This is a genomic window from Paenibacillus sp. 01T442 (genome assembly GCF_056398345.1).
The window spans coordinates 276,645-291,968 of record NZ_JBFTPF010000003.1 but is presented as its reverse complement, the minus strand read 5'-3'; the positions used below and the strand labels follow the sequence as shown (position 1 = coordinate 291,968).

Sequence of the window (15,324 nt, the reverse complement as noted above, 5' to 3'; positions counted from 1 at the left end):
AGCCGATATCATGAGGCCTGGAAGGCAAATAAATTAGGGGTAGTGGAGATTACCCTTTAAAAAAGGTTGAATACGAAAAATGAGAAACTGCGAGAAAGCAAGTATTCAGCAGATAGACTCCATAATTAAGGGGCCGAACCGAGATCGGCTGATTGGTGGATTTTGGTGAAAATTAACTGTAGGAAATCCATCTAATGCTCCAAATAGGTGAGAATCAGCAAAATTAGCTTCATATAATCCATTTAACTTGTTTAGTAGGCGGCGGAGAAAGGCTGGATGGTAGAAGCGGCATATAGAGTAGAGGTAGAGATAGAGGTAGAGGTAGAGGTAGAGGTAGAAGTAGAGGTAGAAGTAGAAGTAGAAGTAGAAGTAGAAGTAGAAGTAGAAGTAGTGTGCTGCGTGCTCATTTCAGTAGTTAACCAGCAAAAAACCAGTTAACATCCGCCAAACCCGATGTTGACTGGTTTAATTTGTCGTGAAGAATTAACAAGTAAAGGAGTCAATAAAGCGCAAATCAATCCCAAAGAACATCCAAGAGAATCCGGTCCAGCGGAATCCAGAAATTGATGTCCGTCCAACGAACACTGGGAAATACCAGTATTGTTGTCCGTTGCTTTGCCAGATATATGTGAATCTGAACAAGCAGCGGGAGATACCGCCTGGATCTACGGCGTAAACACCAGGTRCTTTAAGCGGCTTAGTGGGAATCTGGGATGGGGGCGCAGAGGTTGGTGGTTGATATCCACCTTGACCTGTTCCAGGTCCTGGAGGTGGATATCCTGGTCCGGGTCCACCTGGGAAACCGCCAGGTCCGCCAGGAAATCCACCAGGTCCATCAGGAAATCCACCAGGTCCACCCGGGAAACCGCCAGGTCCGCCAGGGAACCCTGGTCCACCTGGGAATCCACCAGGTCCACCGAAGCCGCCTTGCCCACCTGGGAAGCCCGGCATCATGCCGCCAGTCCCTGGGAAGCCAGGGAGACCGAAGCCACCTAGCCCGCGCGGATCATAGGCAGGTACCCAGCCGTAGTATTGAGGTACGGGATAGCCGTAAGGGTATGGCGTATTTTGTGGATAATAAGCAGTTGGATAGTTGGATTCCGTTGCCGAGCTTTGTGAAATCTCCGTTTCAAGCTCTACGTCACGCAATTCTTGTTTTTTGTTCGAAGCCATTCGTGAAGTCCTCCTTAGGTAAAAGCGGATTGTCGATACTTACTATATGCAGGGGGATAGACGGATGTCACGGATAGCAAATAACAAAAGTAAAGGATCGCTAGTCCTATATGGAATGGTATAATAGAAGTAACTGGGAAAATTAACCTAGATAATTTTGTCGAAATATAGGTTATTTCTCCCATATATGCGAAGAAGCATGTCGTATATAATAGAAATTGGTATGATTTTGAAATTAATGGAGCGGGATATCTTGAGAGACCTACTGGGTAAAAGATTAAGATATGATGTGACAACAAGTTATGGGCTAGTCTTAGTTCCTATCCATACCGTTCTCAATCAAGAGCATTTGGACTTATTTAAGCAGCATCGCATTGATACGATGGACATCGTAACCACGAATATGCCTGATGGCCAGACTCAAACTACACCTGCTCATGACGCTAACCGTCTTGTTCAAAAAGCGACAGAATATGCCAAAGACTTATTCGAACGTATTCAGACGCAAAAGAAAATACCACTGCTTGAGATTAAGTCAGAATTAATTCCTATCGTCCAGCAAGCGGCAGATAATCCGGATCTTTTTCAATTATTTCAAGCCGTCAAAGCGAAGGATGAATACACCCATCAACACAATATTGGCGTGGGCATACTTTCGACACTCATTGGCAAATGGATGGAGCTCGCAGATACAGAAGTGGCGCTTTTATCTTTAGCAGCGACCATGCATGATGTGGGTAAAATCAAAATTTCACAAGAAATTTTAATGAAGCCAGGTAAATTAACGACAGAAGAATATGAAGAAATTAAAAAACACACCATTCTAGGCTATAATATGCTGCGTGAAACGGTAGGCATTAACTATCGTGTAGCTCTGGTTGCCTTGCAGCATCATGAGCGAGCAGATGGGACGGGATATCCCTTGCAGCTGCAAGATAGTCAATTGGATAAAATGAGCCGTATTGTAGCTGTTGCAGATGTGTTCCATGCGATGTCATCGAAGAGGCCCTATCATGAAATGATGCCTTTTCACGAGGTCGTCAGCCGCTTAAGGAAAGGTTTCTTTGGCGAATTAGATCCGCATATTGTTTCCGTATTTTTGCAAAATATCATCTGCAATCTCGTCGGCAGGCAAGTGCTTCTCACAGATGGCCGCTGGGGTGAAGTGGTCTATATTAATCCAACGGATGATACGAATCCGCTCGTGAAAATCGAAAATACCTTTCTTGATCTCAGTCGAGAAAGACACATTCATATAAAGGAAGTTGTCATATGAAGCCAATGATCTCAGAAAAGTCAGATGTTTTACATCAATTTTATTCCAACTATGGTCTAACACAACGTGAAACCGAAATCCTTTCTTTACTTGCTACATATGGGTATACCAATAAGGAAATTGCCGAAAATTGCTGCATCAGCGAGAAAACAGTGAAAATTCATCTTGCCAATATTATGGGTAAAATCGGTATTGGCTCCATGCGGAAGCTGCTGGCCTTACTGTTGCAGCAAGCTCTATTAGTTTCAAGATTAGGTGCGGGTGAGTCAGTCCGCGTAGCATCGATGGGAATGAGATAATCAATGAGTTTTAGCTAGTAAAAGCAGCCTATCCTCTAGGGGAAAAGTGCTGCTTTTTGCATTCTATGGCTCGCTTATATTTGATACGATTTGGAACTATAAATTGAGAATATTGTGTTGACATGATACAAAAAGTATCTTAAAGTAAGAGTAACAATTAAGATACAAATAGTATCATAGAAAATCGAAATAGACTTCTATTGGAGGGGAATCATGGAAATTAATTTGAAGGAATATTTGATGGTTATAAAGAAGCGATGGTGGCTTATTGTTATTGTCGTTTTTATTTGTACCTTCCTCACAAGTATGTATACAACGTCGAACTATGTTCCAATCTATCAGGCATCAACAAAATTAATCGTGAATAAAACATTTGAACAAGATCAACTGGGTACGGAGCAGATCGATTATGGTGCGATCGGTGTGAATATGGCACTCATCAATACCTACAAAGAAATCATTAAAACACCAGCTATTATGGACAAAGTCGTCCAACGTTACCCTGATTTACGAGTTTCAACAGATCAATTAATTTCCATCGTCAACGTGACGAATTTAAATGATACGCAAGTGATGTCGATTGTAGTCAGACATTTCTCACATGAAAGAGCAGTTGGTATCGCAAACGCCGTCTCCGACGTGTTCCAAACAGAAATTCCTCATATCATGAAGGTTGATAATATTACGATTCTGAATCGAGCCAAAGTTCAGGACAATCCTACCCCGGTGAATCAAAAGTCGAATCAATACATTATCTTAAGCTTTTTTGCTTCCTTGGCTGCTACAATTGGTATCATTCTGCTGTTGGATGCGTTAGATGATACGTTGAAAACAGACGCGGATATCCGAGAAGTATTCGAACTTTCAACCTTGGCTCACATACCGAAAGCTAAGTACGGAAAGTTGAAATTGAAACAGCATAGAAATAAAAGTAAAAATGATGAGGATATTCCATATGCGAAAACTATCTACTAATTCGACATCAGTCGCCTTGAAGCAAATTATACATAACTCCACGACCTCAGAAGCATATCGTTCATTGAGATTTAATATTGAATGCTCCGTATTCGGTCGTGAGGCCAAGACCATTACGATCACTTCAGCAAGTCGGGGTGAAGGCAAGACAACAACTGCGGTTCAATTAGCTGTCGCCTATGCTCAGATTGGAAGTAAGGTCATGCTGCTTGATGCGGATTTACGAAATCCATCGATTCACTCGGTATTTGGCGTTGAGCCTAGTCATGGGTTAACGAACTATCTGGAAGGGCAAATTTCCATTAATGAAATCGTACGAGAGACGATCGTAGAGAATCTCGAATTAATCCCGTCGGGATCGAGGACGCAGAATCCTTCGGGATTGATAGCCTCTAAGTTAATGGATACCCTACTCGCAACGCTGAAAGAGAACTACGATATTGTCATTATTGACTCCTCCTCGTTACTGACAATTACGGATGCCAAAATTATGGGATCCAAGAGTGATGGTGTCCTGCTTATTGTTGAACATGGCAAACTCAAACGTGACATTGCGAAGAAAGTGAAAGAAGAGCTCATGTTAACGAATATGAAGTTGATTGGCGTTGTACTTAATGAAGTGAAAGACCATCAGGCAGATGCTTATCTCTAATCAATTCTTTTGAAAAAATAAAGTAAGGGGAGAGAGTTTATAGCGAATGAGACAAAAAAGAAGAAAGCCACAGTCGCGAACTGTAAGAATTGCTTCTATTTTAACACTCAGTATTGGAATTTTGGCGGGATGTTCGGACACCGCGATTGTGAATACAGACGCAAATTCAGTCTACACTGATCAATCGCAACAACCGGTTAGAGTGTTCAAAGTGATTCCACAAAAAATTGGAGACTCGCCAGAGCGCGTCGCAGAAGTACAATTTTCTGCTCAATTTAAAATAATGTCTAAAGCAACCGGTGAAATTGAGCAAATTATGAAGAAGCGCGGCGATATGGTTCAAGAGGGCGATGTCATTCTGAAGTTAAAATCCAGTGAAACTCTTGCAGGGCGGGAAGCAGCTGCTGCAACCGTTCAATCGCTGCAGGACGCGATTGAAAAAGCGAGAGTAAGAGGAAAGAAGGAAACAGAAAATCAGAAATCTGAATTAAGTAATAGCATTCAAAAAATGGAACTGGGGATGACCTCGCTTGTCCGCAGCTACAATAAAATGAAGAATGACTTTGATATTGGACTCGCAACCAAAGCTCAGCTGTACCAAATGGAAACACAGATGATGAATGCTCGGATGGATCTAGATCAAATGAAGGTTAAATTACAAACATTTGACCCCATTGATATGACATCGGAAATGGATTCGCAACTAAAAGCAGCTAAGCTTACCTTGCAGCAGGTTGAGCAATCGATCCAGAATCTTGAAGTAAAGGCTACCGTCAGCGGTCTTATGACGGAGATGCCATTTGAAGCTGGAATGGGTATTCAGGCAGGAGCCCAGATTGCCATGATTCAAAGGTTGGATCCTATCAAAATTAAGTCTCAGCTATCCGATGAAGAGATGAAGCTAGCCAGTGGGAAGAAGGAAATGTCGTACTTACTTCCTAACAACAAAACCAAGTATCAAGGGGCTATTAGCTACCTCTCCAAAGTCATGGACCCTGAAACGAAAGCATATGAAATTAATCTTGAAGTACCAAACAAGGATCTTAGCTTAAAGCCAGGTACAAAGTTGAAACTGCAACTGTCGGAGGAAAAGGATCTCATCGTGTTGACCGTACCGACCTATAGCATTGTTAGAGAAGGCGATAGTGCTTATGTATATGTAGTCTCGGGTGATACCGTAGAGAAACGTAACATTCAACTGGGCAGATTAAACGAACCTAAGCAAGAGGTGCTTTCTGGTCTTAAGGAAGGCGAGATGGTTGTGAAATCCAATCCTAGCGCTTTAACGGATAAAGCGAAAGTTCAAGTAGCGGCAGTTGAAGAGCAATAAATAAAAATGGAGTGACTTTATTTGAAAATACATTGGAAAAAAACAACGATAATGTTCATCCTAGCCGTTTCTCTGGTCATTCCATCGGCATCCTTCCATGTTGCTGCTGATGAGAAGTATTCACAATCCTACACACTTAGTCGTTACCAACTGACGGAATCTCTACAAGTTGATGTTAAAAGCGTATTAAATGAACCTACTTCAGAGGGAACCAGAATCGGCGCTGTTGTTCGTTACTATAACGCTGGTGAGCGCTTAGTCGGTGTCCCTGAGTATGAAGTTCGTGTCAAAACGAACGAGGGTTTGGAATACATTATGCGTCCTAGTCAAGCAAATGCGAGAAATATTCAGCCGAAGGAAACCATCGAGCTCAGCTATTTCAATGTCGTAGATCGATATGATGTATTTGCCTTAGATGAGCTATCATGGTCGGATGTGGATGAATTCGTCTATCCGAAGGTGGAAAAGCGAATTATCTCTCTGCCTATCGCGGATCTGGAGTGGAAAGGGGATAAAGCAAACCTTTCAGACCCAGCTCAAATCAAGCAGTGGCAGGATACATTCACCATCCCTATGCTTACGGACAAAATTCAATATCAACCTGTGAGTTTGAATGAACAGAATACGGCCAATGGGATCAAAACAGTCGTCGGATTCCTTGCAACCAACATTGGAGACAAGCCCATCACTGTGCCTGATTTTCGAATAAATGGGAAGTCAGGGAATAAAGTATTTATTGGTGAAAGACTAGAGCAAGATGAGCTGATACTAGATCCTGGTGAGAAGAATTATGTGCACTACGCCATACCGGTTAAGAGCCGAGCGGAGTTGAAAAACTTAACAGTGCTAACGCCGGAGGATTTTGTAGCAGATGATAAAACGCATACCTCTTACACCATCGGTAGATTGATGATCAATTTAGTAGGTGCAACCAATTCAACTCGATTACTGAATCCATTAGGGTCTTATGAGTTGAATAAGCCGATTCAGTTCGATCCCATCAGTCAATTGATTCGATCGGATATTGAGGTATCCATGGTTGACCTGAATATGAGCGAGAGCGCAGGCGGCGGTTTCAAAGCCGTGGTTGCCAAGTTTAAATTACTGAATAAAAGTGGCGATTCCGTCCCAGTTCCTTCCTTCCAGACGGTGCTGACAATTGCTAATGGTAAAAAGTTCTCAGGTACTAGGCAGGATACGAAGGTAGATTTGCTGATCCCCAATATTAGCTACGTTATCTACTATACGTACATTGTGCCAAACTCAGAGACAGGTGAGCGTCTAACGATGGAGATTCTTGATGGCAAAAAGGTTGAGCCCTATAACTTCACCATCGCTGCGTTCAAGACGAAAGTTATGGATACAACAGACAGCACCCTAGCTTTCTATCCATTTCAGGTTAAAATAAATGACACGTCATTGCAAAGAAGCTTCAATGTAGGAAACGGACCTAATTATTCCTATAAGTTAGGTGTGGCCTTTGATATTAAACTGCAGGATGAGATTGTCGTGGATCAGAGCTTTTCCAAGCTGAGATTAGAGGTAGCGGATGCCTCAAACCGAATTATGACATCGAAAGTATATTCGTTCGTGGGCGAGAAAAAGCTGGTGACGGGTACAGAAATCCTGACCTTCGATGCAGATACTTTAGAAGCTACGTTAACCCTTCGTCTCTATGAGGTGATAGATACCCCATTCGGAGAAGTAAGAAAACTAGTTCAAACGTTGAAAGAATAGGAGAGAAGAAAAGATGGAAAATGAGGATCTGAAACAAAAAGTGTATTCTCCACCCATGGTGTTAAGCCAGCAACCAGTCAGGTTTGAAACAGCCCAGAGCTGGAATAAGGGTCATGGTAATCTAAATCATCCAGGGAACGGTAATGGTGGCATTAACTATCCGAATCCTCCCTACACAGGGCCGCATAATGGAAAGGGCAATGGAAAGCACTAGAAAAAGCTATTCTGTGGAGGTCAATGAGATGCTGTATGGAGCAAGTTGGCCTCCCCTATTAATGAAGTCTCGAGGGGTAGAAGCATGGAACACATATATACGATAATTGGTGAGCATTGTATTCAAGTGCAGAGTCAGTCGAAGAAGATCATAGATTGGATCCGGAGAAATTTCACAATTATACCCGCGTCACCGTCTACCCCTCATCTAAGGGTTAGGCTTCATGAAGGATATGGTGTTCCGTTTGTAAATTATGAGGTATCCATCAAACAGGAAGAGAACAATCAAATTGTCTATCGAAGGTCTGATTACMTCATCGTGGTTGATAGTGATTATCGTGAAGCATCGATCTCTGTGCACAATGAATTAGCATTAAAGCATGCGTTCATGAATCTTTACAGCTCATTTCTCGTGCATACGCAGTGGGGACTACTCATTCATTCGTCTTGCGTGATCGAGAAGGATAAGGCTTATTTGTTCGCTGGTCACTCTGGCGCTGGCAAATCAACCGCAGCGAAATTGTCTGATCCTCGTGAGCTTCTCTCCGATGAAGCTACGATTGTCAAAATTACACCAGATACCATAACGGTGTTTGATTCACCTTTTCGAAGTGAATTATCTCGATCAGGCAGTATGGAAAAGAGTTCACTAGCAGGTATTTATTTATTGAATCAAGCTTCCTCTAATCATATGGTCACACTTAGCAAGTCAGATGGTTTTCTACAACTTGTTAATAAAGTATTTTATTGGTCACATAGCTTGGAAGAAACGGTTAATATCCTGCATTTGTTACTGGATTTAGCCAAAGCAGTCACGATTTGCGAATTGCATTTTCAGAAAAATGATACTTTTTGGGAGTTGATCTCGTAATGACGCAATATGTACGAATGAATAATTATGAGTCTATTGAGCTGGATATGGAATGGATTATTCTCAATACGGATGAGTATACGTTAACGAAGCTGAATGGTGTGGGTGGATTTTGCTGGTCTCTTCTCGGCACGGCACAGTCTATAGATACAATTGCTGATGCGGTACGCAATGAATTTCAGTCGGTTCATAGCGATGTTGAAACAGATGTCGAAGTATTTTTGCATGATATGATGAATCGGGGTCTTGTTCAGCTTGCTGGATCATAAGGACATCGATCAGGTCATTGCACAAACCATGGAGAAACGAGGTTGGATTGATCTGCCTGCGCAAGGTATGAGCATGTATCCTTTTATTAAGAAGGGGGATATTTGTAGATTTGTGCGCATAGAAGCATCACATATGAAAAAAGGAGATATTCTCTTATTTCGCGCCCGAGACGGTCATTTGATCGCCCATCGGTTGTCCCGTATCGTGATGAACAATCAACAACCACAATATCTGTGCAAAGGTGATACGAATGTAACGTATGACGAATGGATTGGACAGGATCAGATCATCGGAAGAATGATTTGGAAAAACCGCAATGGCCGGCTTATTCAAATTACGAATCTAGCTTCAAGTACATGGGGCTGGGCTATACTTACACTCCCTCAGTTATCGCGATTAGTTCAATTCTATTTGGTTCGAAGCAAACTGGCGAAATCGTAGAATGAGTAATGGAGTGTCGATGAAATGAACGGTTTATTGAAAATGAAAGAAACCCGCAGAACGTATAACGTTTTGAAGCCCTACATCAGGAAACATCGCAGATCTTACATAAGTCTCCTCCTCTTACTCTTCGTTGAAATTATGCTAACTATTGGATTCTCATGGTTTTTTGGTTCGATCACAGATGCAGCAATTCATAGTAACATCTCACGGATGAAATGGTTAGTACCTCTTGGTATCGCACTTGTTCTACTTAGTATTACCTCCACTTATCTGAATACCCTTTGGGAGACGATTGCCACCAATGCCGTTAAAAGGGACTTCTCCGAGCACCTATTCAAACACATTTTACAATTACCAGGCAAACAAGTAGATCGTATTCATTCTGGCGATTTATTAGCTCATTTCACGAATGATATTCATAACTTAGATGGCATTATTGGCAGCAGCCTAATAAATTTGATTAAGTTACCTTTTATTTATGGTGCTGTTCTCATTTATTTACTGCACATCAATTGGAAACTAGCGCTTATATGTGCATGTGTAGCACCAGTGGCCATGGTTTCTGGGGTTATCTTTGGCATATTACTGCGAAATAATAATCGGCGAATTCAGAATTTAGTTGTTCAATTCAATGTGCTGTTAAATGAAACATTTCAAGGCTTTTTCGTTATTCGCTCCTTTCTTATGGAGAAAGCCGTATTTACGAAATATGCAATTAAAAATAAGAAGCTCTATGCGTTGGAACTGAACAATGCCAGGCTGCGTGGATGGTTTTATGTGGGGAGTCAAGCTGCCGCTTCAATAACATTTCTAGTCAGCTTATGTTTGGGTTCCTATTATATCTCCATGGGTCTGTTATCTGTAGGAGCTTTACTAACTTTTATCAACCTCGTCAATCATTTGGTGTATCCATTAACCGAGTTCGCCGGACAATGGGCTGGCTTGCAGAAATCGATGTCTGCAATGGAGCGAATATTTAAAGTATTGGAGATCAAAGCGGAATCAGATGATTTCCCAGCAGCGATGAAAGTTGAACCCTTTGTGTCCTCCATTGCCTTCCACGATATTACGTTCCAGTATGAGGGGCAAGCCACTTTATTTGAACATCTGAATTTACACATTCCAGCTGGGAAAATCGTTGCCATAGTAGGTTTAAGCGGAGCTGGGAAGACCACTTTGTTCAATTTGCTCCAGGGTTTCTATAAACCGCAGGCGGGTGAGATTTCAATTAATGGACGCCAAATTTCATGCCTGTCGCTTTCTGAGCGAAGAAGTCTGTTCGCTCATGTTTCTCAGGAAACGATGCTGTTCAGTGGTACTATAAGAGATAATTTGCTAGTTGCGCGGCCTGATATTACCGATAGGCAAATGATCGAAGCGACTAAAATGGCGGGAATTCATGCCTATATTTCATCGCTGCCTCAGGGCTATGATACAGAAATTGGTGAAAACGGGATGAAGTTTTCGGGTGGACAACGACAACGGTTGGCGATCGCAAGAGCGATTTTGAAAGATGCACCTATACTTTTATTAGATGAGGGCACGTCAGCCCTAGATAGTGAGACGGAATACCATGTGAAAGCGGCATTGGATCGCCTAATGCATAATCGGACCACGCTCATTATTACACATCGCCTAGCTTCCATTCACAAAGCAGATTACATTATCGTGATGGACAAAGGGGAAATTGTGCAAATGGGACGACATGAGGAGATTATGCAAAAGGAAGGGGTATATCGTCGTTTACATGGAATGGAATCAATGAGGGGGGAGTGGGGCTATGCTGATGCCTTTAATCAAAGCGTTGTATGATCCCCAAGCTTCTCTTCCGGAGGAGTCGATATTGTATGAGAAGGCACTCGAGGAAATCAAACGATATTCCATAGGGTCACAAATGTATGGTTTAATCCATCAGCAGGGAAAATGGTCCCAGGTTCCTACCTTTTTTCAGGAACGTTTAATGCAGTTCTCTGATGAGACGCGTTGTCTTAATTTTTTCATCAAAAATCAACTTGACCAAATCCTTCGACAGTTTGAGACATCGCGTATTTCCGTCATTCCGTTAAAAGGTGTTCGTTTTGCTGAAAAGTATTTCGGCCATTTTGGCGCTAGAGCGACTTCGGATATTGATGTATTAATCCAGAAGTCCGATTTATATACCGCGATTCGATGTCTAAAATCTCTCGGATTCGACATTGAGGAGCTGAGGTCTCCATCTCATTTCCATTGGAGTTTCTCCAAACGATTGCCGTCTAGTCCGATTCCAATGACCGTTGAGCTTCATTGGAATGTACTTGTGGAACAAACATCCAATATCAATATGAGTGAATTCTGGGAGCATGCGACGCCATTCGCATCGTATCAGCATGTGAAGGAACTTTCCGTCTATCATACGTTCTATATGATTTGCTTGCACGGTTGGAGTCATTACATGGACTCGCCTAAATATTATATGGACATTATGCAAATGCTCCATCGGCATCCTGATGACATTAACTTTGAAGTGCTCTTTAAAGATGCTGCATCTCATCAAACGTTAAGAAGAATACACCGAACCTTAGTGAACGTGTACGGCCATTTCCCTCATCTAGGGGATATTAAAGAGCTGCCTGTCTCTTATAAGAAGGCAAGTAGTACGTCTGGCAGCCGTTATTGGGTGGCTTTAGCGAATAAGATTCATAACAAATTCTTTAACTTTGATTCGGCTTCGCATACCTGGGCTGCGCTGATCCATGCCTTCTATAACTTGGGAAATTCAAGGTTTTCTAGCAGAATAAAAAAGTTTTAGAAAGGCAGTTGACAGTGCAGATTGAAGGTGATATTCTGATATTGTTCTCGATAAAGAACGGCAAGTGATCGAAAGAGAATCTTACTAATGAAATGAAATTTCCTAAATATAAAGTTAAATTGCATAGGAACGTTCTTTAATAAGAACTTTGAATAAAGATGATTCATTAAGTGAAGAGGGTGAACTGATGAGTGCCATTGCTGGAATATACAACTACAATCAAGAGCCAATTCAAATCGAGAATGGATATCGCATGATGTTCGATTTAGAGAAATTTCCAGCAGATGACATTCAAACATGGCACCAAGATCACGTATTCCTCGGCTGCCATGCACAATGGATAACGCCAGAATCCGTCGGTGAGCGATTGCCCTACTATGATTTTGCAAGAAAATTAGCCATCACTGCGGATGCAATCATTGATAACCGAGATGAGTTATTTGACAAATTACAAATTGAACGCGAACGAAGAGCGAAGATGCCGGATAGTGAGCTGATCTTGCTGGCGTACCATAAATGGGGCGAGGAGAGTCCAAAGCATTTAATTGGGGATTTCGCTTTCATGATATGGGATGAGAGAAAGCAGCGAATGTTTGGGGCTAGGGATTTCTCGGGGAGTAGGACGTTGTATTTTCAACGAACCTCGAATCGGTTTATCTTTTGTACCATAATAGAACCCCTGCTTTCTTTACCAGGAGTTGAGAAAAAACTTAACCAACAATGGGTTGCTGAGTTTCTTGCTATTCCTTTGACTACAGATGCATTGGATTGCTTTTCTACCGTATATGAAAATATAGAGCAATTGCCACCTTCTCATTCAATTACTGTAGCAAATGGAAGAGTGCATTTTTCAAGGTACTGTACGTTAACTAAAGGAAAAACATTGAAGTTAAAGTCAAATAACGAATATGAAGAAGCATTTCGTGAAGTTTTTAGCCTAGCGGTAAGAGCCAGGATACGAACACACCGACAAGTCGGCGCGCATCTAAGCGGGGGGCTAGATTCCGGGTCAGTTGCTAGCTTTGCTGCAAGAGCGTTAAAAAATGAAAATAAACAATTACATACGTACAGCTATGTTCCAGTTGATGATTTTACGGATTGGACACATAAAGGTAGATTTGCTAATGAAAAACCGTATATTCAATCAACTGTTGACTATGTGGGGAATATTAAAGAAAACTATCTGGATTTTAAAGGGCTTAGTCCATTATCTGAAATCGACGATTGGCTCGATACGATGGAGATGCCTTACAAATTCTTTGAGAATTCTTTTTGGCTGAAAGGGATTTACGAGAAGGCTCACCAGGAAGGCGTGGGTGTTTTGCTCAACGGGCAGCGAGGCAACTGGACCGTATCTTGGGGGCCAGCGCTTGATTATCAAGCTATTCTAATGAGAAAAATGAAATGGATTCAGCTTCACCATGAAGCCAAACAGTATAGCTTGAATATGGGGACTGGAAGGAAGCGAGTCCTTTCGTTGGTAGGAAAGAAAGCTTTTCCATTTATAGGGAGAATGATAACACCTAAAGAGGCCGAATTTCCGAGTCTAATAAACCCGGATTTTGCACAAAGGATTAATGTTCACGCAAAAATTCATGAGCATGGTTTCGATAGGATGGATTACTCCAATCAAAGTGCGTATGAAATCCGAAAAAACCAGTTTGAACAACTTTACTATTGGAGTTTGAACGGTACGATTGGGACGAAATTATCTTTACGCTACTCACTCTGGGAACGGGACCCAACTAATGACTTAAGGGTCGCTCGTTTTTGTTTATCTGTACCAGAAGAGCAATACGTTCAAAATGGTGTTGATAGATCATTAATCAGGAGAGCAACCAAAGATTATTTACCTGACAAGGTGAGACTGAACCAGCGAACGCGAGGTGTTCAAGGTGCAGATGGTGTTCACCGGATGGCTCCATCGTGGGATGCATTTATTCATGAGCTAGAACAGCTTATCCAGAATCCTATGGCTTCAGAATATTTGAATATGAAAGAATTGCAATCTGGACTCGCTGCAATAAAGTCAGCAGCTAAACCTCAATATGTATACGAATTTGGTTTTAGAATATTAATGCGAGGCTTAATATTTTCTCGTTTTATTAAAAGTTTCACATGAGAGGGGGTGACTAAATGCAAACTAAAAAAGTATGGGAAACTCCGACAATAGAAGTGCTTGATGTTAAGATGACAATGGCAGGGCCTGGGAAGGCAACCCCTGACGCTGTTCAACCTGACCCGGATGAGATAACTCATTTCAGCTAATCGACTTATAATTAATTAGGTAGTACCAACTGCCCTTATACAGTGACAGGTATAAGGGCGTTTATTAAAAAAGGAGCATACCTAAACTTGGAGTGAAAATAATGATACAAACGATAAATAAAGTCGTTTATAAAGCATTTGGATTAAGTATAAGTAGTGAGATCAAAATGCCTGAATTAATAAAGACGGTTAACCCTGATGAGCAAGTGAACGTTTTCATTCAAATAACAGACCTAACTGATTTGTGGAACAAATCGATTATGCAGGGTGAAATCTATGTCGTAAGAGAGAATTTATTTATGTTTCAAGTACCCGAGACAGCTATATTCGCTATACAAAACGGGGATACCATTCATGTTTCTCCCATGATAGGAGCAGATGAATCCCAAATACGGCTATTTATTCTCGGCACCTGCATGGGGGCGCTTTTAATGCAAAGGAAGATACTCCCTCTCCACGGTAGTGCAATTGCCATTGGTGGTAAGGCATATGCCTTCGTAGGTACGTCAGGAGCTGGTAAATCTACACTTGCATCGGCTTTCATATCTAAGGGGTATGAATTACTAAGTGATGATGTAATAGCCGTGACTTTTTCTGAAGCTCAAGTTCCTATGGTGATGCCTTCCTATCCGCAACAAAAACTCTGGCAAGAAAGCCTAATGGAATTTGGGATKGAAACAAGCAGCTATCAACCTATATTTCAGAGAGAAACTAAATTTCTAGTTCCAGTTTCTAACCAGTTTCTAACAGACCCGTTACCCCTTGCAGGCGTGTTTGAACTAAGTAACATGGCAAGTGAAAAGGTTGAAATTCAGACAATCGAAGGGCTAGCGCGGTTAAGTACTTTATTTCGTCAAACTTTTCGAAGTTCACTACTAGAACGACTACAACTAATGGAATGGCATTTTGAAACTACTGTGAAAATATTGAACAACATTGATATCTTTCAACTGCGTCGACCAACTGCCGGATTTACTGCTCCGCACATGGTATCCTTAATATTAAAAACCTTACAGAGAGGGGAATAA

At 41.6% G+C, this 15,324-nt stretch carries 17 protein-coding genes; 16 read left to right on the top strand and 1 reads right to left on the bottom strand.

Going from position 1 to position 15,324, the window contains the following annotated elements; genetic code table 11:
* Positions 1–276: 276 nt before the first annotated feature.
* Positions 277–438 (top strand): hypothetical protein, encoded by a 162-nt coding sequence (locus AC1DLM_RS05475; RefSeq protein ID WP_477569350.1) that lies wholly within the window; start codon positions 277–279, stop codon positions 436–438.
* 45 nt (positions 439–483) lie between these two features.
* On the opposite strand, the gene AC1DLM_RS05470 is transcribed toward AC1DLM_RS05475, so the two are convergent.
* The gene (locus AC1DLM_RS05470) at positions 484–1,173 is read right to left on the bottom strand and encodes a hypothetical protein (protein WP_477569349.1); all 690 of its coding nucleotides are present in this window, start codon (positions 1,171–1,173) and stop codon (positions 484–486) included.
* A 253-nt stretch (positions 1,174–1,426) separates the two neighbouring features.
* Here AC1DLM_RS05470 and AC1DLM_RS05465 point away from each other — a divergent pair, with 253 nt between their 5' ends.
* The 15 genes from AC1DLM_RS05465 to AC1DLM_RS05395 all read left to right on the top strand — a co-directional run bounded on the left by AC1DLM_RS05465 (position 1,427) and on the right by AC1DLM_RS05395 (position 15,324).
* Positions 1,427–2,449 (top strand): HD-GYP domain-containing protein, encoded by a 1,023-nt coding sequence (locus AC1DLM_RS05465; RefSeq protein WP_477569348.1) that lies wholly within the window; start codon positions 1,427–1,429, stop codon positions 2,447–2,449.
* The gene (locus AC1DLM_RS05460; RefSeq protein WP_477569347.1) at positions 2,446–2,748 is read left to right on the top strand and encodes a helix-turn-helix domain-containing protein; all 303 of its coding nucleotides are present in this window, start codon (positions 2,446–2,448) and stop codon (positions 2,746–2,748) included. Before AC1DLM_RS05465 ends, AC1DLM_RS05460 begins: the two co-directional genes overlap by 4 nt.
* 213 nt (positions 2,749–2,961) lie before the next feature.
* On the top strand, positions 2,962–3,723 hold the full coding sequence (locus AC1DLM_RS05455; protein ID WP_477569346.1) for a YveK family protein: 762 nt from the start codon (positions 2,962–2,964) through the stop codon (positions 3,721–3,723).
* Entirely contained in the window at positions 3,704–4,375 is a 672-nt protein-coding gene (locus AC1DLM_RS05450) for a CpsD/CapB family tyrosine-protein kinase (protein WP_477569345.1), read from the top strand. The genes AC1DLM_RS05455 and AC1DLM_RS05450 overlap by 20 nt, the downstream gene beginning before the upstream one ends.
* A gap of 46 nt (positions 4,376–4,421) precedes the next feature.
* Positions 4,422–5,705 (top strand): efflux RND transporter periplasmic adaptor subunit, encoded by a 1,284-nt coding sequence (locus AC1DLM_RS05445; protein ID WP_441988791.1) that lies wholly within the window; start codon positions 4,422–4,424, stop codon positions 5,703–5,705.
* Between the two features lie 21 nt (positions 5,706–5,726).
* Positions 5,727–7,442: a hypothetical protein gene (locus AC1DLM_RS05440; protein ID WP_441988792.1), complete on the top strand. Its 1,716-nt coding sequence runs from the start codon at positions 5,727–5,729 to the stop codon at positions 7,440–7,442.
* Positions 7,443–7,455: 13 nt separating this feature from the next.
* Entirely contained in the window at positions 7,456–7,656 is a 201-nt protein-coding gene (locus AC1DLM_RS05435; RefSeq protein WP_441988793.1) for a hypothetical protein, read from the top strand.
* An 84-nt stretch (positions 7,657–7,740) separates the two neighbouring features.
* Positions 7,741–8,526: a hypothetical protein gene (locus AC1DLM_RS05430; RefSeq protein WP_477569344.1), complete on the top strand. Its 786-nt coding sequence runs from the start codon at positions 7,741–7,743 to the stop codon at positions 8,524–8,526.
* Complete coding sequence (locus AC1DLM_RS05425) at positions 8,526–8,795, top strand: PqqD family protein (RefSeq protein ID WP_171631034.1); 270 nt, start codon at positions 8,526–8,528, stop codon at positions 8,793–8,795. The genes AC1DLM_RS05430 and AC1DLM_RS05425 overlap by 1 nt, the downstream gene beginning before the upstream one ends.
* Positions 8,782–9,237 (top strand): signal peptidase I, encoded by a 456-nt coding sequence (locus tag AC1DLM_RS05420; protein ID WP_441988795.1) that lies wholly within the window; start codon positions 8,782–8,784, stop codon positions 9,235–9,237. Before AC1DLM_RS05425 ends, AC1DLM_RS05420 begins: the two co-directional genes overlap by 14 nt.
* A gap of 24 nt (positions 9,238–9,261) precedes the next feature.
* On the top strand, positions 9,262–11,052 hold the full coding sequence (locus tag AC1DLM_RS05415) for an ABC transporter ATP-binding protein (protein ID WP_477569343.1): 1,791 nt from the start codon (positions 9,262–9,264) through the stop codon (positions 11,050–11,052).
* Positions 11,021–12,028 carry a nucleotidyltransferase family protein gene (locus tag AC1DLM_RS05410; RefSeq protein WP_477569342.1) on the top strand — a complete coding sequence of 336 codons (1,008 nt, stop codon included), beginning with the start codon at positions 11,021–11,023 and terminating at the stop codon, positions 12,026–12,028. Before AC1DLM_RS05415 ends, AC1DLM_RS05410 begins: the two co-directional genes overlap by 32 nt.
* 187 nt (positions 12,029–12,215) lie before the next feature.
* Positions 12,216–14,150, top strand: coding sequence for an asparagine synthase-related protein (locus tag AC1DLM_RS05405; protein ID WP_477569341.1), 1,935 nt, complete (start codon positions 12,216–12,218; stop codon positions 14,148–14,150).
* Between the two features lie 14 nt (positions 14,151–14,164).
* Positions 14,165–14,296, top strand: a complete 132-nt coding sequence (locus AC1DLM_RS05400) for a paeninodin family lasso peptide (protein ID WP_441988799.1) — start codon at positions 14,165–14,167, stop codon at positions 14,294–14,296.
* Between the two features lie 101 nt (positions 14,297–14,397).
* Entirely contained in the window at positions 14,398–15,324 is a 927-nt protein-coding gene (locus AC1DLM_RS05395; protein ID WP_477569340.1) for an aldolase, read from the top strand.

Coding starts and splice junctions, on each gene's coding strand:
- AC1DLM_RS05475 (WP_477569350.1), top strand. CDS start 277: ATGGTAGAAGCGGCATATAGAGTAGAGGTAGAGATAGAGGTAGAGGTA.
- AC1DLM_RS05460 (WP_477569347.1), top strand. CDS start 2,446: ATGAAGCCAATGATCTCAGAAAAGTCAGATGTTTTACATCAATTTTAT.
- AC1DLM_RS05455 (WP_477569346.1), top strand. CDS start 2,962: ATGGAAATTAATTTGAAGGAATATTTGATGGTTATAAAGAAGCGATGG.
- AC1DLM_RS05450 (WP_477569345.1), top strand. CDS start 3,704: ATGCGAAAACTATCTACTAATTCGACATCAGTCGCCTTGAAGCAAATT.
- AC1DLM_RS05445 (WP_441988791.1), top strand. CDS start 4,422: ATGAGACAAAAAAGAAGAAAGCCACAGTCGCGAACTGTAAGAATTGCT.
- AC1DLM_RS05435 (WP_441988793.1), top strand. CDS start 7,456: ATGGAAAATGAGGATCTGAAACAAAAAGTGTATTCTCCACCCATGGTG.
- AC1DLM_RS05425 (WP_171631034.1), top strand. CDS start 8,526: ATGACGCAATATGTACGAATGAATAATTATGAGTCTATTGAGCTGGAT.
- AC1DLM_RS05415 (WP_477569343.1), top strand. CDS start 9,262: ATGAACGGTTTATTGAAAATGAAAGAAACCCGCAGAACGTATAACGTT.
- AC1DLM_RS05410 (WP_477569342.1), top strand. CDS start 11,021: ATGCTGATGCCTTTAATCAAAGCGTTGTATGATCCCCAAGCTTCTCTT.
- AC1DLM_RS05405 (WP_477569341.1), top strand. CDS start 12,216: ATGAGTGCCATTGCTGGAATATACAACTACAATCAAGAGCCAATTCAA.
- AC1DLM_RS05400 (WP_441988799.1), top strand. CDS start 14,165: ATGCAAACTAAAAAAGTATGGGAAACTCCGACAATAGAAGTGCTTGAT.